Consider the following 21,416-nt stretch of genomic DNA (forward strand, 5'->3'; position numbering starts at 1 on the left):
GAAAAGGTTGAATGTCAGTCCGCCTTCGCGAGCAAGCCCGCTCCCACAGGTTTTTGGGGTACTCACAAAACTGTGAACAGCCGCAAATCCAATGTGGGAGCGGGCTTGCCCGCGAAAGCGGTGTGGCAGTCAATGCAGAAATGGACGGGTTACGAATTCCAAGGCGATGTACGGATGACTTCGACAAAGTTCATCGGCTTGAACCCTGGTTCCTGATCCACCAGCACGTCGGTCTTCACGTTGCCAAAGGTGGTCTGCGGACGATGCCGCAAACCGTCGGCGAAGGCGCAGATGATGCATTCCTTGAACCCTTCCCCGTGCGGATGAGCATGCACCACGGCGTCCCGCTGCGCAGCCGGAAACGCGGCGTAGTCCATGCCCAGCACGTCCATCTCCACCCCGGCGGTCACCAGGGCGACGGTGGGGCGCAGGTGTTTGGGCACGCCTGGCGTGGTGTGCAGGGCAATGGAGAGCCATACCTGTTCGATATCGTCATCACTCAACCCGTAGGGCTTGAGAAACGCTGCGGCCGCGTTCGCACCGTCCACTTCGAAACGCTCATCGTCGCTGCGATGACCTTCCACCAGGCCCAGGTCGTGGAACATCGCCCCGACATACAGCAACTCCGGGTTGTAGGCCAATTGCCGACGCTGGCCACTCAAGGCGCCGAACAGAAATACCCGGCGAGAGTGGTGGTACAGCAAGTCGGACTCGATATCGCGGATGTATTCGGTGGTGGCGCGGGCGAGGGTGCTGTCGGGGATCTTGATGCCGGCGATGCTGTTCATGCTGTTCTCCTCTTGACGATGGGCCAGTGCGGCGCCGAGGGTTTCAGTCTGTTCGCCGGGAGTTAGCCGAACAATGTTCCCATGGCTGCGATCCGTGCCAATAAGCCTGGGTTTCGTGCCAGGGTGGCTTGCGAGGCGCGAATTGGCTAGGGTGCTGGAGTCGTTCCACTCGAAGGCAAGCGAGCACCATGCAGAAAGTCGTCGCCGTCGTGGTATTCCCAGGCGTCCAGGCGCTGGACGTTACCGGGCCCATGGACGTGTTCAGCGAAGCCAATCGGTTCCTGGTCGCCGAGGATCATTATCGGCTTGAAGTGATCGGCGTCGAACAGGGCGCGATGTCTTGTTCCAATGGCTTGTCCCTCAATCCCCATCGGCACTTCAGCGCCGCCTCGCAGGCGTACGACCTGCTATTGGTGGCGGGCGGACCGCGGTTGCCGTTGATGCACTTTGGCGCGGTATTCGATGCCTGGCTGCGGGAAGCTTGCGGGCGGGCGCGGCGCTTTGGTTCGATCTGCAACGGCGCTTTCATGCTGGCCCGGGCCGGATTGCTGGAGGGGCGGACCGCCACCACCCATTGGGGTGACGCCACGGCGCTGGCGCAGCTGTGTCCCTCGACCCGGGTCGAAGCGGATCGTTTGTACGTGCAGGATCGCCAGCTCTACACCTCGGCCGGGGTGAGCGCGGGGATCGACCTTTCCTTGTTCCTGCTGGCCCAGGACCATGGCCCGGACGTGGCCCTGAGTGTTGCCAAGCGGTTGGTGGTGTTTACCCAGCGCTCGGGCGGGCAGTCGCAATTCAGCCCTTTTCTCGCACCCCACGCTGAGCCGACGTCCACCGTGGCCCAGGTCCAGGCGTATGTCCTGGCGCACCTGAACGGTGACCTGACCATCGCCGACCTGGCCAATGCCGCGAACATGAGCCCGCGTAACTTCTCTCGGGTTTTCACCCGGGAAGCGAAGATCACGCCAGCGGAGTTCGTCGAGCAGGCCCGGGTGGACGCGGCGCGGGTGATGCTGGAAAGCACCCGCGCCCCGCTCAAGACCGTGGCTTGGCAATGTGGCTTTCGCGACGCCCAGCACATGCGCAGCGTATTCAATCGCAGGCTGGGCGTGACGCCGCAGCAATTCAGGCTGAATTTCGCTGCGCTGGCGTAGGTGTCAGCCGCTCACTTCTTCAGCGCGTCATGGGCCTCCAGGGCTCGCAGGGAATAGATGTACGCCGCGCCGGCATTCAATGACACGGCGGTGGCCAGGGTGGCGGCGATTTCCTCGCGGGTGGCGCCGGCCTTGATGGCGGCGTCGGTGTGTACGCCAATGCAGCCGTCACAGCGTGTGGTGATGGCCACGGCGATGGAGATCAGCTCGCGGGTCTTGGCATCGAGCACGTTGTTTTCAGCCGCGGCTTCATCCAAGGCCATGTAGGCCTTGACCATCTTCGGATTGCTCTTGCCCAGGGCGCCAAAGGCGCTCTTGATGGTGGGCAGCAGTTCGGACCAGTTATTGAACATAGCGTTGACTCCTGTGAAAGAGGCGGGAGGTGAGCCCCTGTAGTCTTGACCATCCGTGACGATCAAGCCCGGTTCAGCGATGAAAAAGATCGGCACGCCCGGTTCAGGGCGCCCGGGCCGGCAGTAGCTTGAGGGTGGCGCGAGTATTGGCGACCACTTCTTCCTCGGCCAGGTGCGCCTGGTAATAGACCCCTTCGATGTACGCCTCGGCCTGATCCTCGTAATGCTTGTCGAACGGCACGCCGCTCTGGCCGACGGGGTTGATGGTGACGCTATGGCTTGGGTCGGCGAAGTCGATGATGCGCCGGGTCGAAGGCCCGTAGGTTACCGGCCACGGCGCCGGGCCGATCCTGGCGGAGAGGTTGTTGGGCACTTCATGGGTACCAGGGGCGGCAAACGGCCCCACGTTGAAGACACGGTCCAACGGCTTTTGCTGGCCCAGCGGATGACCATGGGTCAGGGTGTGAGCCTTGCCCCATTGCCATTGCGTGGCATCGTCGCCCAGGGTGGCCCGCAGGTGCGCCAGGCTTTTCTTCCAGGCGACACTCACCGTGTCGGCACGGGTTTCGGTGCCCAGGGTCGTGCGGTCATCCCACCAGGGTGAATCCTTCGAGGCCGCCAGGCGTGGCAGGGCCGCGTCGATCACCCGGGTCGACAGCGCGGTGTCGAAGAACCCATCGCCCAGTTCATCGTGCAGGGCGGCGTCGGCCAGGTTGAACAGGAACTGGTTGAACAGCGTGGCGCTGATGGAGTCCAGCGGGTAATCGCCCGGCCATTGGGCCAGTTGTTCCACCCATTTGCGTTCCTGCGGGTCGCTGACCCCTTCACGCAGCACCGGCAACAACGGCGCGAGCACGCGAGGGCCGTAGGCGGTGGTGGTGCCCAGTTGCAGCTTCTGGGTGCTTTGGATGTCCCATTTCGCCTGCTTGTCGCTGAGCTGCTGGTTGAGTTGCTGGCCGCGGTCGGCGAGGTTGTAGTAACCGGGGATCTCGATGCCGCTGGCTGGCACGGGCTGGAAGTTGGCCGAGACGATGTAGCCCCGCGTCGGGTTCTCTTCCTGGGGGTTGCTGCTGAACGGGTAGAAACCTTCCTTTTCCGACTCCGCGCTGCTGCCATCGAGGATGAACCCGGGCTTCACGCCGGCGGGGCGCTTGGGCAGTTGCGCGGCGGCCCACCAGCCGATATCGCCCTTGGCATTGGCCCACACCACGTTCAGCCCAGGGGCATGGATCTGGGCCGAGGCGCCACGGGCCTTGGCCAGGGTATCGGCGCGGTTGAGCTGGTAAAAGGCGTCGAGGATCGGATTGCGACTTTCCAGGAACCCCCACCACATGGCGACCGGGGTCTTGCCGGCGTTCGCACCGAGGGCATCGTTGACGATCGGACCGTGGGGCGACTGGCGCAGCACCAGCGTCACCGGCGCCTGGCCCTTGACCGCGATCTGCTGTTCGCTGCGGGTCATGTCCACCCATTGGCCGCGATACCAGACCTGCTCGGGATTGTCCGGGTTGACCTTCTCGGCGATGAGGTCCAGGTCGTCGTTCTGGAACATGGTGATGCTCCAGCCGAAATCCTTGTTCATGCCCAGCGTGGCGAAGGGCATCAAGGCTTGATAGTGCCCGTAGAGTTCGAAACCCGGCGCGGACAGGTGCGCCTCGTACCACACCGACGGCGTGGAAAAACGGATATGCGGGTCGCCCGCCAGCAACGGCTTGCCGCTTTGGGTACGGCTGCCGGAGAGCGCCCAGGCGTTACTGCCCTCGAATTGCGGCAGGCCGTTTTCCGCCAGGGCTTGTTCGCTCAGGCGGGCCAGGGCATTGAGGTCTTTCCAGTCGGCGGCGGCCAGGGGCAGGCCGCGCTTGGGACCGTCGGCCAGCACGCCCTGGGGCTGCCAGTCGAGGTCGAAGATGTTCAGGTACTCGGCGCCCAGTTGATCGCGCACGTAGGTCAGCAGCGGTTCGGTACGGAACGCCGCCGCGAAGCTGTAGGCCATGTAGCCGGTAATGCTCACGGTGTCTTCAGCCGTAAAGGGGCGCTTGGGAATGCCCAGCACATCGAACTCCACGGGCCGGGTGTGGCTGTCCTGGTAGGCATTGATGCCGTCCAGGTAGGCCTGCATGGCGGCCCAGGCCGGGGATTGCCGGTCTTGTTCGGTCACATAGGCTGCGGCGCGCTCGCGAATGCGCAGGCTGCGCATCAGTTTGTCGGTGTCGAGCAGCTTTGGCCCCAGCACCTCGGCCAACTCGCCCCGGGCGAGGCGACGCATGATCTCCATCTGGAACAGCCGGTCCTGGGCATGGATATAGCCGAGGGCGCGGTAGAGGTCGGTTTCGTTCTCGGCGCGGATGTGCGGCACCCCACGCTCGTCGTAGCGCACCGTCACCGAGCCCTGCAGTCCCGGCACCTGCACCGTGCCCTGGCGGGTGGGCTGCTTGCTGTAGAGGTAGCCGCCCGCGACGATGATGGCGGTGACGACCAGTGACAGGAAGGCGATGAGGGTGCGTTTCATGGTGATTCCTTGTGGAGTGACAGCATGCCTGCTGCTTCTTTAACACGATGCCGTGTCCACGCGCACCGTTGCGCCCAGGCGATTTCCCTGGCGTCGCACCTTTTGGCGGATGTGTCGCTGATTGGGCAGGACGCCCACGGTGGCGCTTTCACGGGCCGCAGTATAGGCGGTCAACGCCGTAGGGAGGGCGGTCGCAGGAGCATCGTTCCTGCGACCGGTCTTGGAGGGGAGTTGGAATCGATGAGCGTCGAACCATCCCCAGGGAATGGCCCGACGGTTTCATCAGGCGGGTTTCGTGCTGGATTGTCCTTCCCCAGGCGGATTGCCCTGGGGTTGCGTCTGGCCGCGCTCCGCCAGTTCGACGTTGTCGCCCGCAGGCAGGTTCTTGGGTCTTGTGGCCAATTGCTGGATCTTGTCGGCGCCTTTGTTGAGTTGCGCGACAGTGGTCTGGGGGATGATCTGGGTAAAGCCGCGGCCCACGCGGTAGGCGTTCTCCAGGTTGCGCCTCCAGCCATCCGGCTGGGTGTGGGCGTGGATTTCGCTATTTGGATGCAGGGTGTTCAGCAGCGCCACGTTTGCACGCAGGGCGAGGTCGTCCTTGTCGTCATTCAACGCTTTGTTTTCCAGCGGGGCTGTCACGGCGTTGGGAAAGAACGGGAACAGGGTCACGCCGGAGTTGACGAACGTCGCAACCAGCTGCACGACTTTTTCCTCCACTGTGGCGTCTTCGCCCGCCTCGGACGCGTCACGCACCAGGTTTCGCAGGGCGATCCCTTCGCTAGCACCGAGGATCCGGTTGGCGTAGTCGCTGAGGTTGGTGATGCTCAGAGGGTTGAGTTTATCCTTGGCTTCGGAAAGTGCCTTGGGCAGCAGCTCGCCCCAGTCCCGATTTTCCGTGGTGACCCGGTAGGTCGGGATCTGCTCTTCGCCATGGACCTGCGCATATTTCGCCACGGCCTGGACGCCCGCCATTCCGAAGCCGCCTACACCGGAAGCCGTGCTGCGGGCGATGTGGCCCGAGGCGCTTATCGAGCTGAACAGGTCCAGCACGTCGCGCACCGTTTGGGCGGTGCCGAAGGCGAGGTAACCGGTGAAGTCACCGCTCGGGGTGCCAAAGTTGTTGGCATTCTGTGCCAGTTTGAACTCATTGCGTTTTTGCGCCTGGGAAACGTCGAGCTCCGAGAGTTGAGGGTTGACGACCCGGCGCCCGTTCACGGTGATTTCCGGCAAAGGCTTGGGGTACACCGCCAGTGGGTCGACTTTGGCCAGGCCCTTGCCGATGGTCTTGTCGACCACCAGTTGGACAAACGGACGAATGCCGTCGCTGATCACCTTGTGAGCGGTTCCAAGGACGACCGAGGTCGTAGCGACCTGTGCTCCATAGGACGCATTCTCCATCAACTCGTCGGCTGCCGAGGTGGCGGCGCCGAAGTGACCGGCGGACGCGATGCCCTGGGGGATCCCCGCATCGAGGAAGACCGCCAGGCCGGTGACGAAGCCGGTCTGGGTCTTGAGCTGGGCGACGTGGTCCTGGCGGGCGACGTTCTTCAGCGCGGTGTCCAGCCCTTCGTTTTCCTTTGTAACCTTCTCCAGCTTGCTTGGGGTGGTTGGCTTGGCCTCATCCTTCTCCAGCAACTCACCGAACTCTGTGCGCACTTCTTGCAACTGGATCAGTTGATCTCGTGCCCTGTCCTGTTCGGCCTTGGGCAGGGCAGCGTTGCTCGCGGCCTGTTGCGCGTGGGCGATGCGGCTGTTCAGGAACGTGCTCAGGCGCGCGGGCATCTCCTCGCCCATGGCTTTCACGACACCCTTGGCATAGTCCCGGAAGGCAGCGTGGCTGCTGACCAGGTGCGGCAGGTCCTCATGCCCCTGGGAGTTGTCGATGACTTCCTGGCACAACGAATGATAGGCCCCGAGGGTCTCGCCCACGCGTGTGCAATGGGCATGCCAGACGGATTTGAAGCTGCCGCTCGCGGCCCGTGCCTCTTCGCTCTTGCTCAGGTAGTTGTTGAGGTCGGCGATGAAGGCTTCGGTTTCCTCGCGGCCCGACAGCATCGGGTGGTTCGTGCCGCCCAGCTCGGCCAGGTGCTGGTGCATCTCCTGATAACTCGTTCCAGGCGCATAGCTCAATGCCTTGCCTTCCAGGGTCATGTACGCCCGGGCGAAGCCTATGGGATCAGCTTCAGGGTCTTTTTTGCCCAGCCTGCCGATCAGTCCCTCCAGGCGGGGCTTTTTGCTGGCGAAGGCCTGCTGCGTCGATTCGCTAGCGCTACCGGTGAAATGGAAGGGCACCAAAGGCGTCGTGGAGGGACGGACCTGCTCGGCGAGGCTGCCTCCCACCGGTCTGATTTCATCGTTCTGTTGTTGGCTCAAGGCTGCCGGGCCTTGGTTCAGGCTTACGTATAAAACTGCCATGGTGTTTCTCCTAGAGCGACAGAGCGTTGTTGAGTCCTGAATGACGCTTGATGGGGTTTGGCGCCTGGGCAGGCTTGGCCTCGCGCCCCGTGACGGGGCCGTCGAAGAAGTAGCCGTCGCGCCAGATCAGCGCCATGTCGGCGACACCGCCCATCAGCCCGAGCAGGCGCTCGGCCGTGAGGTTGTCCACGGGCACGTGCCCGATCAGGATGACCAGCTCGCTGTCGCGGTTGTAGGACAGCGACGGGCAGAACGCCCCGCTCAGCAGATACAGGTTGGTTTCCAGCAGCCTTTGCAGGACGGCTTCCCGATTCGCCACAGGCAACGGCCCGAAGCTGCAGTAGATGAACACGTCGCCCTCGCCGACGCCTGGGGTGTGTTTCAAGGAAAAGTCGACATCCTTGACCGACAGGTTCGCCTGTTCGTAGAACGCTGACGGAGTAGGGATCATCGTGAGTTCGCACAACTGATCGATCAGTTTGCAATAGATGGGTGACGCCATGATTGACCTCGCATTGTCGTGCCGGCGCCGACGAGCGCCCGCTAGCCCAAGGTGAGTGACACCTGCGCCATTTCAGTTCCCCTCCACTGCAGGCGGGTGGAACCGCTGCCCGGTGATCTGCCACCCAATGGCGCCACCTCATTCAAGGTTGATCGCCCATGTCCCGTTCACTCGCACGTTCGCTGGCCCTGCGCTTCGTCCCCAAAGGTTTGTCCATGCTCGCCATGGGCACCTTGCTGTATGGCTGCCAGCACCTCGAGCCGCAGTTGACCATTGGCGATCCGGCTGCCCGCGAGCCATACCGTTCGCAGTTGCGCTGGCTCGAACCGGCGCCCACGGACACGCTGGTCCAGATCGGCGAATTGCCCGCGCAAGGCGATGGTGGCCTGTGGGCACGCATGCGCCAGGGGTTTTCCTTGCAGACAAAGACCCGAGGGGTGGCGCGCATCGACGAGCAGCGCCGATGGTTGATGGAGCGCCCGGCGTTTCTCACCCAGACGGGGCGCGCCGGCAGCCGGTACCTGCACTTCATCGTCGGCGAATTGAGCAAGCGCAACATGCCGCTGGAGCTGGCTTTGTTGCCGGCCATCGAGAGCGGCTTCAATCCGAACGCCCAATCCCCCGCCCAGGCCATGGGCCTCTGGCAGTTCGTCCCGGCCACGGGGCGTCGCTATCAGTTGCAGCAGGCTGGCGACTATGACGAGCGCCGGGACATCCCGTCGTCCACCCGCGCGGCCCTGGACTACCTGTCGTACCTGCACGATTACTTCGACGGTGACTGGCTGTTGGCGCTGGCCGCCTACAACGCCGGGGAAGGTCGCGTGCGCGATGCCATCACCCGCAATCGGGCTCGTGGCTTGGCGACCAACTACTGGAACCTCTCGCTGCCCGGTGAAACCCAGAACTATGTGCCGCGGCTGCTGGCGTTGTCCCAGTTGGTCAATACACCGGCTGAATATGGCGTGAACCTGGTGCCCATCGCCGACCAGCCGTATTTCCAGATGGTCGCTCTGCAGCAGCCGGTGGACCTGGCGCACCTGGCGGTGCTGTCCGGTGTGCACGAACGAGAGCTACGCATGCTCAACCCCGCCGGGCGAGGTCGGGCCCGTGGGCAATTGCTGATGCCCATGGAAGCGTCGCGTCGGCTGTTGGCACAACCGGACATGATCGCCAGGGCGGCACACCCCCACGGGGTCATCGGCGAAGACTCGCGCAGCACTCCGGTCAATACCGGTACGGCCGCCACGCAAGTGGCGGACGCGGCGGTCCCGCCAGGGGCGTGAACGACGCTCGCCCTATCCCTGGGCGAGCCCTCATCCGACGAACTACAGGCAATCTGTCGCGACGTTGGCCAGGCGTCGTGCCCTGGGGTCCATCAGCACGTAGGAGCCAATGGTGTTGCAGGCGAAGCCGAACGCTACCCCGCGCTCAGGATCGGCGAAACCGACGGTGCCGCCAGCGCCCATATGGCCGAAGGCCGAGGCGCCCATGCCATAACTGCCGTTCGCCACATGCGGCTGTTCGAGCATCACGCCCAGGCCGAAACGCGCTGGGGTCTGTAGCGTCGGGTCGTACTCGGCGCTGTGTTCGCGCAGCATTTCATTGAGCAGCGGTGACTCCAAAAGACGTCCGTCGAGCAGGCCCGCATAGAACGTCGCCAGGCTGCGGGCGTTTCCATGCCCGTTGGCCGCTGGCTGGGTCATGCGCTTCCAGCCGGTTTCGTTACTGCGCCCCAGCACCATCGGCGGGTTGGCGAAGGCCAGCGCGCTCATGGCGGTCGGTTCGTTGAGCACGAACTGGAGCACCCGGCCGAAGGCTTCATCGTCGATCTCGTCCTTGGTTCGTGCCATGTAGGCGCAGCGCCCGATGGTCGCCTCGTCGAGGCCAAGGTGAAAATCCAACCCGAGCGGTGCCGCCACCCGCTGGCAGATGCTCTGCGCCGGCGGCAGGCCATCTACCCGCCGCAGCAGCTCGCCGAGGATCCAGCCGAACAGCAAGGGGGAATACGTCTGCCGCTCCCCGGCCGCCGCCCAGGGACGTTCCTCGGCGATCAGGTCCGTCATGGTGTCCCATTCGTACAGGGTTTCCGGTGTCAGCAAGGTGCGCAGTGCCGGCAGCCCGGCGCGGTGGCACAGCACGTGGCGCAGGGTAATCGAGGCTTTGCCGGCGTTGGCGAAGGCCGGCCAGTAGTGGCAGAGCGGGGTGTCCAGCGCCAGGCGTCCTTCGCCCACCAACTGCATGACTGCCACGGCCGTGAAAGGCTTGGTGCAGGAAAAGAGATTGAGCAGCGTGTCGCGCTGCCAAGGCGTGTCCGGTTCCGGCCCGCAAATACCGGCCCACAGGTCGACGACGGTTTCGCCGTCAACCTGTATGCACAGAGCCGCGCCGCGTTCGAACGGGCTCTGCATCAGTTGGATAAAGGCCTCTTTGACCGGTTCGAAGCAAGGGGCGCATTGCCCATGGATTGTCAGTGTGCGCGTCATGTCGGCTCCGCGGGGGTGGGGTGGTTTCCCGTAAGTGACTGCGACGGTGCAAACGGTTCAGGGTGCGATTGGACGGCCGGCGATGGAGTCTTTTTCGCCAGCCGTGCCACTCAGGGGCAACGACCCATGTCTTTGGAGAGTGTTGATGGCTTACGAGCGCACCCTTGATTTCAACAGCGACGCGTTTCGCGACGAGGCGTATCGGCATTACGCGGCACTGCGCCAGGAGGCCGCGGTGTTTCTCAGCCAGCCCGAAGGGCAGTTGCCGATCTGGTACGTCACCGGTGCCAAGGAGGTCGAGACGGTGCTGCTCGACCCTGAGTGTTTTGCCCGTGATCCGTCCCGGCTTGGCGCGCCGCTCATGGCGTTGTCCGACGGCGAGCAAGCCATCGCGTTTCTCAATGACCACATGCTCAACCGCGACGCGGAGGCTCATCGTCGCTTGCGTCGCCTGGTGAACAAAGCCTTCACGCTGAAGGCTGTCACCGCCATGCGCCCACGGATCGAACAGATCGCCGAGACGTTGCTGGATGCCGTGGCGCCGGACGGGCAAATGGACGTGGTGAGCCAGTATGCATTCCCGCTGTCGATCACGGTCATCGCCGAGCTGCTCGGCGTCCCTGCGCAAGACCGCGATGACTTCCGCCGTTGGTCCCAGGTGATCGTCCAGCAAGTGGGGCTGGACGTGAGCGAGTTGCAGCGCTGTTACCGCGAGTTCGCCGCCTACATGCTCGCCTTGATCGACCAGCGCCGGGCACGACCGGTCGATGATCTGATTTCCGCACTGGTGCAGGTCGAGGAAGAGGGCAGTATGCTCAGCCGCAGCGAGCTGTGCAGCATGATCGCGTTGCTCATCATCGCCGGGCATGAAACGTCGGCGTCGATGATCGGCAATGCCGTCCACGCACTGCTGCAGCACCCCGAGGCGTTGGCTCGATTGCGTGACGAGCCGGCCTTGATGCCCCCTGCGGTGGAGGAGCTGTTGCGCTTCGACTCGTCGGTGGAGCGGGCCATGATCCGCTTCGTCACCCGGGACACGGAGCTGGCCGGGCAGCGCTTGCAACGCGGCCAGATGGTCATGGCGGTGTTGGGTTCGGCCAATCGTGATGAAGGGCTGTGCGCCGATCCGGACAAGCTCGATATCAATCGACCGGTCTGCCCGCACATGGCGTTCGGCAAAGGCACCCACCACTGCCTGGGCGCCTCGTTGGCCAGGCAGGAACTGGTCGTTGCCTTGAACACCTTGCTTCGGCGCTGCCCCGGGTTGCGATTGGCTGTCGATCCTGGCGCCTTGCGCTGGCGTTATGTGCCCAATTTCAGAGGGCCGCAGGCGTTGCCGGTGTGTTGGCTGGCGGACTGAAGCGTCGTCGGTAAATGCGTGAGCGGTGGCTGTGCAGAAAGTGGCACTGGCTCATGCGTACAGAAAAAACGGCTCGCCCGACAACCTGCCGGGTGAGCCGTGGACTCAAGCCAGGCTGGCCTCGGTGCTCCGCCTGTGGGTGGATGGGAGGGTTGGCGCCGTGTCGGCGGGTGCCAGGTGCAACCCATAGAGCACGACATCCGCGCGGCTGTCCGCGAACCGGGCGATGCCCGGGAAGCGGCCCCACTGCGTCGCCCCCAACCCTTGCACACCGCGCTTGCTGGCTTCGTTGTGCTCGATGATCCAGGCCACCAGCGTCTCGAAACCATACTGCCTGGCCAATATCACCGCAGCTTGGCCGAGGCGAATGCCCACGCCGCTGCCAATGTGGTCGTGACGGACATAGATCGACACTTCGCCAGTCAATCGGCAGGCCTGGGCGCCCCAACTGAAGCGGTTGACGATCAACCAGGCGACGACTTCGCCGGCGCGTTCAAGCACATAGATCGGATCGCCTTCCTTGACGAAGCACTCGATGAAGAATGTCATTTCCTTCAGGGAAAACGCTCTGAGCACGGGAGAACTGGTGCCCCCCAGAGCGCTTTCGTTGAAGATATCGGTCATTGTCGGCAGATCGTCTTGGGTGTATCGGCGAACGCCACGTGGCAGGTCGGGCCGGCTGTTCAAACGGTTACTGGTCATGGCTGGGCTTCTCCATAGACGCTTCGCTTGAGTTGTTCACGCGCTCGAAACAGTCTCGAGCGCACGGTCCCGATGGGCACGCCCAGCCGTTCGGCGGCATCGCGGTAGCTGCTCTCGGTGTCCACGGCGGTCCACAGGGTTTCGCGCATGTCCTTGGGCAGCGCATCCATGGCCGAGAGCGTGCGGTCCAGCAGCCGATGGTTCTCGCACAGTTCACTCAGGTCGACGTCGTCACTGGGCTCGTTGAACTCGCTTTCGTCGAAAACGCTCAGCGGCGGCTGTGCATAGAAACGACGGAAATGGTTGCGGATAAGGTTGAGGGCGATGCCGCACAGCCAGGTGTCCGGCTTTGCCATCCCTTTGAATTTTTCCTGATTGCGCCAGGCCTCCAGGTAAGTGAGCTGGACGATGTCGTCGGCGTCATCCTGGTTGAGCACGCGCTTGTGCACGAACAGGCGCAGCTTGCGTTCCTCGCCGAAGGTGAAGCCTGGCGGGGACGTATGCGGGGGGGGCATGAATTTCAGACTGCTCATCAATGTATCCCTCTGATTAGGTTCCGTAGCGTCGAGCGGATGCCGACGTGACCCCTTGAGCAGGACCTGTGCCAATGCCTTTTGATAATTTATCTGTCTGATAAATAAGGTTTTTTGTTGGGAGTGTCAGCGTTTTTTGTGCAAGTGCATGCACAGCGGGTACGGGCTCCACTGCATGAATTTGCACCGCTCGGGCGATTGAAAAAGGGCGGGCCGCCACCTTCCGGAAGTCGTCGGCGCAGGTCTTGGCCGACGATGGAACTCAATGCTGGATCGCCGCCACCCACTGAGCGTCCGAAACCACGCTCATGGTCATCATGAAAGTAGAATCACCGACAAATATGCGCATTGCCGTCAACCTGGCCGAGGCGGCCTCGGCTGTCGTCGGTCTGGGCAAGCCTGAGCCAATGTCCCAGGTCGTGCAGTCCAATTCGATGGAAGAGGTCGGCATGACCTTCAGCCATCATGTGGAGCGCAACACCAAGGCGTTGAACCAGCGTCGCATCCGTAATGCCCGCAGCGAGGTGGGGCAGGCGCGGGTCGAGACTCGCGCGCAGTTGGAGGAGTGGTACGACCAACTCGGTCACCCGGGCAAGCAGAGCCTGGCTGCCATGGCCGCCCAGGCCGGTGTGTTGCTCTACGGCGAGCCGGTGCTCGAAGAAGTGTTGCAATCCACGGGTGGTGATCCGGCTCGTACCGACCTGATCCTGCGCGAAGCGTTGCGCGACGCCGAGGTGCAGGGCCGTCTCGTCGAGGCCAAGCGTGCCCGCGACTACCTGCAACGGCTGCGTGAACGGTACGGGGCAGAGATCCAGGCGGGCATGAACATCGCCGAGGCCCTGCGTGCTTCGGGAGGCGACCCCGAGTTGCGTCAGGCGGTACGGCGGCTCTATTACGACACCGTGGTGCTCAAGCAGTCGCTGCCGACCATGATGCAAGCGTTGCTCGGCCTGTTCGGTGAAACGGCGTTCGTGTCGGGACTGGACATGATGCGCCGGGCCTTGGCGGATGACATCGCCGCGCAGACCCCATCGAGGCCGACCGCCAAGCTGCGTACGTTGCTGATCGGCCTGTCCACTTCGACTCAGTTGAGCAGTGTCCTGCAAAGTTGTCGACAGCTCCTGGAGCAACTGGCCGGCCGTTGCCCGGCCGGCCAGCTCACCGCCGTACTGCTGCTGCAGCGCATGCTGGGCATCGCCACCGGCGGCTTGTCGTCGGCGGAAGTGCGCCGCCTCGGGCGTGAGCTGGGCGGCGACCAAGAGCGGGACCAACTGGTTTCGCTGAACGGGTTGTACGCAATGCTCAAGCGTTTGCCACTGGTGCTCTGGCGCGATGGCAAGAGCCGGCAGACCGCGCTGAAGAATTTGCTGGTGCTGCTCGATGAGCGTTCACGCGGCGAGACTCGCGGGCAGACCGCCCCCGCGCTGCCGGGAGCACGCTCATGATCGCGTTGTTGAACAAAATCGCCAGCGGGGCGGTGCAGCGCATCGAGGTGGCCGGGGCGTTCGTGGTGCTGGGCATTGTCTTCATGCTGATCCTGCCGCTGCCCACTGCGGTAGTCGATGCGCTGATCGCGTTGAACATCTGCATTTCCTGCCTGCTGATCGTACTGTCGCTGTACCTGCCCCGGCCGTTGGCGTTTTCCTCGTTCCCGGCCGTGTTGTTGCTGACCACCCTGTTCCGGCTGGCCTTGTCGGTGGCGACCACCCGCCTGATCCTGCTCCAGGGCGACGCCGGTCACATCGTCGAGGCATTTGGCAATTTCGTGGTCGGTGGCAACCTTGCGGTCGGGCTGGTCATCTTCCTGATTCTGACAGTCGTCAACTTCCTGGTGATCACCAAGGGTTCCGAGCGTGTCGCCGAAGTGGCGGCGCGCTTCACCCTGGATGCGTTGCCCGGCAAGCAGATGTCCATTGACAGTGACCTGCGCGCCAACCTGATCGATGTCAACGAAGCCCGTCGCCGCCGCGAGGAACTGAACAAGGAAAGCCAGCTGTTCGGTGCGATGGATGGGGCGATGAAATTCGTCAAGGGCGATGCCATCGCCGGTCTGGTGATTGTCGTGATCAACCTCATCGGTGGTTTCTCGGTGGGCATGATGCAGCACGACATGGGCGCCTCCGAATCGATGCACCTGTATTCCGTGCTGACCATCGGCGACGGCTTGATCGCGCAAATTCCTGCACTGCTGATTTCCCTCACCGCCGGCATGATCATTACCCGGGTATCGCCGGAGGGGCAGTCGGCGGGGAGCAGTGTCGGCAAGGAAATCGCCAGGCAATTGACCGCCGAGCCCAAGGCCTGGGTGATCGCGTCCGTCGGGATGCTCGGCTTTGCCGCGTTGCCAGGCATGCCAACGACGGTGTTCATCGTCATTGCCCTGATCACCGGGACCGCCGGCATCGTTCAGTTGCAGGCGCGGGCACGCCAGGCTCGCCAGGGCGACGCGTCGGCCAAGGTTGTTTCCCCCGAGCAGAACGGCGCTGAAGACGTGCGCAGCTTCGACCCGACCCGTGCCTACCTTTTGCAGTTTTCCAAGGCGCTGGAGGGCAACCCCGCGGTCGAAGAGGTCGTCCAGGCGATCCGCAGGAAGCGTAACGGGCTGGTGGCGGGCTTTGGCCTGACCCTGCCGCCCTTCGAGATCGAATACAGCGCGGTGCTGGAGGACGACGAGTTTCGTTTCTGCGTGCACGAAGTGCCGATGTTGCGGGCCACGTTCGGAGAGCGTGTCGCCGTGGCCCGCGGACCGCTGCCCTTCGAACCCCAGGATGCACAGATCGGCAGTGAAGTGCGTGACGAGTACCAGTGGCTGTGGCTGCTACCCGACGATCCGCTGTTGGCGGACGAGCGTGTAGAGGCCGTGTCTGCGGCTGAACTGCTGGTGGAACGGATGAGCCGCGCCATGTTCGCCACCGGCCCGCAGTTCCTCGGATTGCAGGAAAGCAAATCGATCCTCAGTTGGCTCGAGGCGGGCCAGCCGGAGTTGGTGCAGGAGCTGCAGAGAACCATGCCGTTGGCGCGATTCGCCGCGGTGCTGCAGCGCCTGGCCGGTGAAGGCGTGCCGCTGCGGGCGGTTCGCCTGATCGCCGAATCCTTGATCGAACATGGGCAACACGAGCGTGACGTCGGTGCGTTGACCGACTACGCGCGCATCGCCCTGAAGGCGCAGATCTATCACCAGTACCGCGACGAAGAAGGCTTGCACGTCTGGCTGCTGACGCCGGAGACCGAGGGCCTGTTGCGCGACGCGCTGCGCCAGACCCAGACAGAAACTTTCTTTGCCTTGGAGAGCGTGCACACCCGGGCGTTGGTGCTGCAGTTGCGCGAAGGTTTCCCGTTGCGCGCCAAGCGTGTCGCCGTGCTGTTGGTGGCCCAAGACCTGAGGGCACCGCTGCGCGACCTGTTGCGCGACGAATTCAATCACGTGCCGGTGCTTGCCTACAGCGAGCTGCACAGCAATGCCCAAGTGAACGTGCTGGGACGTTTCGATCTGGAGCAGGAGCACTTGCAGGTGGAGAACGCCGCCTGACGCAGCGGTGTGCTCACTTGAAGAATGCCAGGTGCATTCACGGGCCTGGTCGTGACAGAAGGCGGGTGCCTCGGTGGCCCCGCATTAACGGGTTGAGGGCGCACACCTGTCGCCCCTTGAGGAATCGGCCATGTTCGAGCTGCGTGTATTGAGTGGTCTGCACCGAGGTGCGGCATTGCCGCTGGTGGGTGAGGAGTGGGTCGTCGGGGCGGCGGAGGAAGCCGATCTGGCGCTTTACGATCCGGGCATCTGCGCGCGTCACGTACGTCTGAGCCAGTTGCACGGGCAATGGACGCTGGATCCGCTGGAAGGCGCAGTGTGCGACGGCCAAGGCCAACCCTGGGCGGCGCTTGAGCCGTTACTGGCCAACGTGCCTTTCGCCGTGGCCGGTATCTGGTTGTGCCTGGCGCCCGCCGAACAACCCTGGCCGCCGGAGACGGCGCAGGACGACGAGGTGGCTGCGGGCCGGGGCAGCGCCAAGTCTGCGGCGCGGCCGTCCTGGCCCAGGCGCTTGGCGATCGCGGCGGCGGTGATCACTGTCGCCTCCAGCGCCTGGGCCTTTACCAGCCAACCGACCGAGACCCTGCGCAGCCCGGCCCAGCCGCCGGCAGGCAGCAAGGTGGCCCTGGACGATGTCGAGGCGGTGCGCCTGGAGCTTGCGCGCATGTTGCAGGAGCGTGACCTGGCCGCCGGCGTGCAGGTGGAGCTGCGCAACGATCGGCTGGTGCTGGTGGGCGAACTGCCGCGCCAGCGCCTGGCGATGGTCGAGCGTCTGATCGAGCGCTTCAACGCTCGCTACGAGGCGCCGGTCGTGATCACGGCCGAGGTCAAGGAGCGCCTGACCCAGCTGCCGTTCCAGATCGCCCAGATCGTGGGCGGCAAGCGCGGTCACGTCGTCACCTCCAATGGACGTCGGTTGTTTCTCGGTGACCAGATCGACGGCCTGCGCCTGACCGCCATCGATAACAATAAGGTCACTTTCGAAGGCGACCAGCGCTACGAGGTCACCTGGTGATGACACAGGCGGCCATCGCGCGACTGGAGGCCTGGGAAGCCGGGCAACGGGCCCGCCTGCGCCGGTTCGCGCCGGTCACGGTACGCGGGCGGGTGCAGCGGGTCAGCGGCATTCTGTTGCAATGCCGGCTGCCCGCGGCGCAGATCGGCGACCTGTGCCGGGTCGAGCGTGATGGGCGCGAGCCGTTGCTCGCCGAGATCGTCGGTTTCGACCAGCACGATGCCTTGCTCAGCGCGCTGGGCGGCCTGGAAGGTGTCCGGGTCGGGGCCGCGGTGGAACCGTTGGGCATGCCCCATCGAGTGTGCGTGGGTCCGCAATTGCTCGGCCAGGTGCTGGACGGCTTCGGTCGGCCGCTGATCGACGGCGGTGCCGGGGCGTTCGCCGGTTCCCAGGTGCCGGACGCGTCGGTGGTGATTGGCGAGGCCCCCGCGCCGACCGAGCGGCCGCGCATCCAGCGTCTCCTGACGACGGGCGTGCGAGCCCTCGACGGCCCGCTGGCGCTCGGTGAAGGCCAGCGCGTGGGGTTGTTCGCCGGTGCCGGTTGCGGCAAGACCACGCTGCTGGCGGAGATTGCCCGGAACGTCGATTGCGATGTCATCGTGTTCGGCCTGATCGGCGAGCGCGGACGTGAGTTGCGCGAATTCCTCGACCATGAACTCGACGATGAGCTGCGTGCCCGTGCAGTCCTGGTGTGCGCCACCTCCGACCGCTCCAGCATGGAACGCGCCCGTGCGGCGTTCACGGCGACGGCCCTGGCGGAGGGTTTTCGCGGCCAGGGCCAACGCGTCCTGCTGCTGATCGATTCGCTGACCCGCTTTGCCCGGGCCCAGCGTGAAATCGGCCTGGCCGCCGGCGAGCCATTGGGGCGCGGCGGCCTGCCCCCGTCGGTCTACAGCCTGTTGCCGCGCCTGGTCGAGCGCGCCGGGTTGACCCACGACGGCGCCATCACAGCGCTGTATACGGTGCTGATCGAGCAGGACTCCATGAACGACCCGGTGGCGGACGAAGTGCGTTCGTTGCTCGACGGCCACATCGTACTGTCGCGAAAACTGGCGGAGCGCGGTCACTACCCGGCCATCGACGTCCTGGCCAGCCTGTCGCGAACCCTGGCCAATGTGGCCGACGCCGAACACCTGCGGGCGGGTATCAATTTGCGGCGGTTGTTGTCGGCCTATGACCAGATCGAGCTGATGCTGCGCCTGGGGGAATACCAGGCCGGTGCCGATCCCTTGACCGACCTGGCGGTGGAGTCCCGCGGTGCTTTGGACGCTTTCCTGCGCCAGGACCTGCGCGAGCCTGCGCCGTTGCCGTCCACGCTCGCCCATTTGCAACAGTTGACTGCTTATGTTCCGGGCTGACCTGGACGCCCTGGCGCCCGTACGCCGGCATCGGGAGACGCAGGCCGAACGGCAGTGGCGCCAGCAACGCGACCTGCTGCGCGAGCGGGAAGCGGCGGTGGTCGCCGCGCGGGCGCAATGGCAGGCGGCCCGCGAGCAGCAAGCGCAGCAGCGTGAGGGGTTGTGCCAGGAGCATCGCGGTCGTGCGATCAGCGTAGGCGAATTGAATGCCTGGAGTGTGCAGGAGCGACGCCTGATCGGCGAGCTGGCCGAGCAAGCGCGGGCGGTGCAGGTGCTGCATGACGAACAGCTGCAGCAGGAGCAGGAAACAGCGGCTGCCGAGCAGCGCTTACGGGGTCGTCGGCGCGACCTGGAGAAACTCAAGGCGCTGATGGAGCGCCTGGTCCAGGAGCCCGGCGATGAATGAGCGCACCGTACGCCATGAGTCGCCGCCGCGTTACGAATCCTCGACGCCGCTCCCTCGGCACCCGCTGCGTTCTCACGAGCCAGCGCCGGCTCAGGCAAGCCGGGCAGTGCGGCCTGCGCCGTGCGAACCAGCGCGCCGAACCGAGCGCGACCCTGACGTGATGGCCGGGGGCGGCGATGGCTATTGGTTTCGCCAGTGGGTCGATGGGCCACACGACAGCACCCAGGACGACACCGCCGGCACCGGTTCGCTGTCAGGCCTGGCGAGCCTGGAAGGCAGCGATGAGGAAGCGTTCGTCGACCAGCTCACGCCGCGCTTGCAGGCCACCCTCGACCAGCAATTGGACCTGCTGCTGCACCTTCCACACCTGGGACGTATCCGGGTCTGTGCACAGCGGTCGAGGGGCGCCTGCGGTTGGGACATCGGCCTGAGTAGCGAAGACGCCAGGACGCAGGCGCGCTTGTCCAGCCGTACCGCTCGCCTCGAAGACGCATTGACCCAGGGCTTGGGCCAGCCGGTAACCGTGCGCGTGACGCGCGAAAAGGAGGACACCTGACATGACCGTACTTGCTTTGTCGTTGCCCCACGTCAGCGCCGCGGACGCCGCTGCCCGGCGGATGCTGGGGGCGGGCGTCGGCTTGCCCTTCGAGGTGGCGGGCGAGGTGGGACGGCTGCAGTTGACCCTGGGCAACGGTCCTGCCGACGGCACCCCTTGTGCGCTGGAGTGCGCCCATGGGGTTTTCAGCCTGAGCGAAGCCGGCCCGGTGCTCAGCCTGTTGGGTGAGTGCCCGGTGGTGTTGCCAGCCGAGCCCGGCGCGGACGCCGAGTGGTTCTGGGCGCTGTTCCACCAGGCGTTGAGCGAGCCCGTGCGTGCGGCGTTTGGTTTTCTCAAGCCAAGCCTGGCACCGAGGGGCCGGGGCATTGCCTGTCGGCTCGACGTGCAGTTGGGGGCGGCGTGTGTCGTCAGCCACCTGGAAATGGCCGGGGCAACCTTGCTGGGGCTCTTGCGTGCCGCGCCCTGGCAACGGCGAACGGCCTCCTGGGACGAGGACTTGGCGCTTCGTATCCCGCTGCCGGTGGGGCATCTGGCCCTTGGAGCCGGGCAGTTGGCGGCACTGCGCCCCGGCGACGTCTTGGTGCCGGAAACCCCATTGTTCGATTCCGCCGGCCATGGGCGCATTGCCCTGGGCCGGCATTGTTTACAGGTGCGAGTGCACAGCCATGCCACGCCGTTGCGCCTGATCGTACTCACCCTTGAGGAGACTGTTATGAACACCACCGCCGACACCGACCTGCTGACACCCGAGTGGGACGATACCGCCCGTTACGAGCCTGACATCCAGGAGCAGGCGCCCGAGGCGGCCAGCCAGGCGACTTTCGGGCCGGTCGAGGCTGAACCCGAGGCGGGGCCGTTGGCGATGCAGGCCGCCGGGCGCTTCGAGGACCTGCCGTTGGCGCTCACGGTCCGCTGCGGTCACTTGAGCCTGACATTGGGCGAGCTGCGCAACCTGGCCCCCGGTGCCGTGTTGGACGTGCAAGGTGTGGCCCCGGGCGCGGGCACGCTGTTCCATGGCGAGCGTCCCTTGGCCCATGGCGAACTGGTCGAGGTCGATGGTCGCCTGGGCCTGCAGATCGCCCGCGTGGATGTGGCTGGATGAGCTTCCAGGGGGTCGACCCCTTTCTGCTGGCGCTGTTCATCGGGGGGATCTCGCTGGTGCCGCTGCTGCTGATCATCTGCAGCGCCTTCCTCAAGATAGCCATCGTGCTGACGATCACCCGCAATGCCATCGGTGTGCAGCAAGTGCCGCCGAACATGGCGCTGTACGCCATTGCCCTGGCTGCGACGCTGTTCATCATGGCGCCGGTCGGCCATAACGTCGCCGAAGCATTGCACGAACGGCCGCTGGATTTCAGCAGTACCGAAGCGTTGCAAGACTCCGCCCTGAACGCGATAAAGCCGCTGCAGGCCTTCATGTCGCGCAACACCAACCCGGACATCCTTACGCACCTGCTCGAGAACACCCAGCGGATGTGGCCCAAGGAGCGCGCCGAGCAGGCCAGTCGCGATGACCTGATGCTGCTCATCCCGGCATTCATGTTGTCGGAGCTCGAAGCCGGCTTCCAGATGGGATTTTTGATCTACATCCCGTTCATCGTCATCGACCTGATCGTGTCCAACCTGCTGCTGGCGCTCGGCATGCAGATGGTCGCGCCCATGACCATTTCATTGCCGCTCAAGCTGCTGGTTTTTGTCCTCGCGCAGGGCTGGACGCAGTTGCTCGACAGCCTCTTCTACTCCTACCTCTGAG

General features: G+C 64.6%; 19 protein-coding genes. 11 read left to right on the forward strand and 8 right to left on the reverse strand.

All coding sequences use genetic code 11. The features are described 5' to 3' along the window. Window positions 1–149 precede the first annotated feature (149 nt). Window positions 150–788: an HD domain-containing protein gene (locus BM321_RS12410; RefSeq protein WP_092442708.1), complete on the reverse strand. Its 639-nt coding sequence runs from the start codon at window positions 786–788 to the stop codon at window positions 150–152. A gap of 188 nt (window positions 789–976) precedes the next feature. On the opposite strand from BM321_RS12410, the gene BM321_RS12415 reads away from it, so the two are divergent. Further along, window positions 977–1,942: a GlxA family transcriptional regulator gene (locus BM321_RS12415; RefSeq protein WP_092442709.1), complete on the forward strand. Its 966-nt coding sequence runs from the start codon at window positions 977–979 to the stop codon at window positions 1,940–1,942. Between the two features lie 11 nt (window positions 1,943–1,953). Here the strand turns inward: BM321_RS12415 and BM321_RS12420 are convergent, their stop codons facing one another. The 4 genes from BM321_RS12420 to BM321_RS12435 all read right to left on the reverse strand — a co-directional run bounded on the left by BM321_RS12420 (window position 1,954) and on the right by BM321_RS12435 (window position 7,721). Next, a complete protein-coding gene (locus BM321_RS12420) occupies window positions 1,954–2,295 on the reverse strand; it encodes a carboxymuconolactone decarboxylase family protein (RefSeq protein WP_014340738.1) in 342 nt (113 codons plus the stop codon). A 103-nt stretch (window positions 2,296–2,398) separates the two neighbouring features. Then, on the reverse strand, window positions 2,399–4,804 hold the full coding sequence (locus BM321_RS12425; RefSeq protein ID WP_092442710.1) for a penicillin acylase family protein: 2,406 nt from the start codon (window positions 4,802–4,804) through the stop codon (window positions 2,399–2,401). Window positions 4,805–5,086: 282 nt separating this feature from the next. Continuing rightward, window positions 5,087–7,219, reverse strand: coding sequence for a type III effector (locus BM321_RS12430; RefSeq protein ID WP_092442711.1), 2,133 nt, complete (start codon window positions 7,217–7,219; stop codon window positions 5,087–5,089). 10 nt (window positions 7,220–7,229) lie between these two features. Then, on the reverse strand, window positions 7,230–7,721 hold the full coding sequence (locus BM321_RS12435) for a type III secretion system chaperone family protein (RefSeq protein WP_092442712.1): 492 nt from the start codon (window positions 7,719–7,721) through the stop codon (window positions 7,230–7,232). Between the two features lie 158 nt (window positions 7,722–7,879). Between BM321_RS12435 and BM321_RS12440 the strand changes: the two genes are divergently transcribed. Next, a complete protein-coding gene (locus BM321_RS12440) occupies window positions 7,880–9,004 on the forward strand; it encodes a transglycosylase SLT domain-containing protein (protein ID WP_092442713.1) in 1,125 nt (374 codons plus the stop codon). 42 nt (window positions 9,005–9,046) lie between these two features. On the opposite strand, the gene BM321_RS12445 is transcribed toward BM321_RS12440, so the two are convergent. Further along, window positions 9,047–10,192 (reverse strand): serine hydrolase domain-containing protein, encoded by a 1,146-nt coding sequence (locus BM321_RS12445; protein WP_371856623.1) that lies wholly within the window; start codon window positions 10,190–10,192, stop codon window positions 9,047–9,049. Between the two features lie 157 nt (window positions 10,193–10,349). Between BM321_RS12445 and BM321_RS12450 the strand changes: the two genes are divergently transcribed. Beyond that, complete coding sequence (locus BM321_RS12450; protein WP_092442715.1) at window positions 10,350–11,564, forward strand: cytochrome P450 family protein; 1,215 nt, start codon at window positions 10,350–10,352, stop codon at window positions 11,562–11,564. Between the two features lie 105 nt (window positions 11,565–11,669). Here the strand turns inward: BM321_RS12450 and BM321_RS12455 are convergent, their stop codons facing one another. Both BM321_RS12455 and BM321_RS12460 read right to left on the reverse strand, forming a co-directional pair. Further along, window positions 11,670–12,266: a GNAT family N-acetyltransferase gene (locus tag BM321_RS12455; protein ID WP_092442716.1), complete on the reverse strand. Its 597-nt coding sequence runs from the start codon at window positions 12,264–12,266 to the stop codon at window positions 11,670–11,672. After that, the gene (locus BM321_RS12460) at window positions 12,263–12,799 is read right to left on the reverse strand and encodes an RNA polymerase sigma factor (protein ID WP_092442717.1); all 537 of its coding nucleotides are present in this window, start codon (window positions 12,797–12,799) and stop codon (window positions 12,263–12,265) included. The genes BM321_RS12455 and BM321_RS12460 overlap by 4 nt, the downstream gene beginning before the upstream one ends. Window positions 12,800–13,116: 317 nt before the next feature. Between BM321_RS12460 and sctW the strand changes: the two genes are divergently transcribed. The 8 genes from sctW to sctR all read left to right on the forward strand — a co-directional run bounded on the left by sctW (window position 13,117) and on the right by sctR (window position 21,415). Further along, a complete protein-coding gene (gene sctW / locus BM321_RS12465; RefSeq protein WP_092442787.1) occupies window positions 13,117–14,244 on the forward strand; it encodes a type III secretion system gatekeeper subunit SctW in 1,128 nt (375 codons plus the stop codon). Further along, window positions 14,241–16,328 (forward strand): type III secretion system export apparatus subunit SctV, encoded by a 2,088-nt coding sequence (sctV, locus tag BM321_RS12470; protein WP_092329561.1) that lies wholly within the window; start codon window positions 14,241–14,243, stop codon window positions 16,326–16,328. The genes sctW and sctV overlap by 4 nt, the downstream gene beginning before the upstream one ends. Window positions 16,329–16,458: 130 nt before the next feature. After that, window positions 16,459–17,343 (forward strand): FHA domain-containing protein, encoded by an 885-nt coding sequence (locus BM321_RS12475; RefSeq protein ID WP_092442718.1) that lies wholly within the window; start codon window positions 16,459–16,461, stop codon window positions 17,341–17,343. Then, on the forward strand, window positions 17,343–18,701 hold the full coding sequence (locus BM321_RS12480) for a FliI/YscN family ATPase (protein ID WP_092442719.1): 1,359 nt from the start codon (window positions 17,343–17,345) through the stop codon (window positions 18,699–18,701). Before BM321_RS12475 ends, BM321_RS12480 begins: the two co-directional genes overlap by 1 nt. After that, window positions 18,688–19,107, forward strand: a complete 420-nt coding sequence (locus tag BM321_RS12485; protein WP_092442720.1) for a type III secretion protein — start codon at window positions 18,688–18,690, stop codon at window positions 19,105–19,107. The genes BM321_RS12480 and BM321_RS12485 overlap by 14 nt, the downstream gene beginning before the upstream one ends. Then, on the forward strand, window positions 19,100–19,663 hold the full coding sequence (locus BM321_RS12490; protein ID WP_256573443.1) for a type III secretion protein: 564 nt from the start codon (window positions 19,100–19,102) through the stop codon (window positions 19,661–19,663). The genes BM321_RS12485 and BM321_RS12490 overlap by 8 nt, the downstream gene beginning before the upstream one ends. Before the next feature lies 1 nt (window position 19,664). Continuing rightward, window positions 19,665–20,765, forward strand: coding sequence for a type III secretion system cytoplasmic ring protein SctQ (gene sctQ, locus BM321_RS12495; protein ID WP_092442721.1), 1,101 nt, complete (start codon window positions 19,665–19,667; stop codon window positions 20,763–20,765). Next, window positions 20,762–21,415: a type III secretion system export apparatus subunit SctR gene (sctR, locus tag BM321_RS12500; protein WP_092329574.1), complete on the forward strand. Its 654-nt coding sequence runs from the start codon at window positions 20,762–20,764 to the stop codon at window positions 21,413–21,415. The genes sctQ and sctR overlap by 4 nt, the downstream gene beginning before the upstream one ends. Window position 21,416 lies beyond the last annotated feature (1 nt).

It is taken from the genome of Pseudomonas sp. NFIX10 (assembly GCF_900111955.1).
In the GTDB taxonomy this organism is placed as follows: Bacteria; Pseudomonadota; Gammaproteobacteria; order Pseudomonadales; family Pseudomonadaceae; genus Aquipseudomonas; species Aquipseudomonas fluorescens_AA.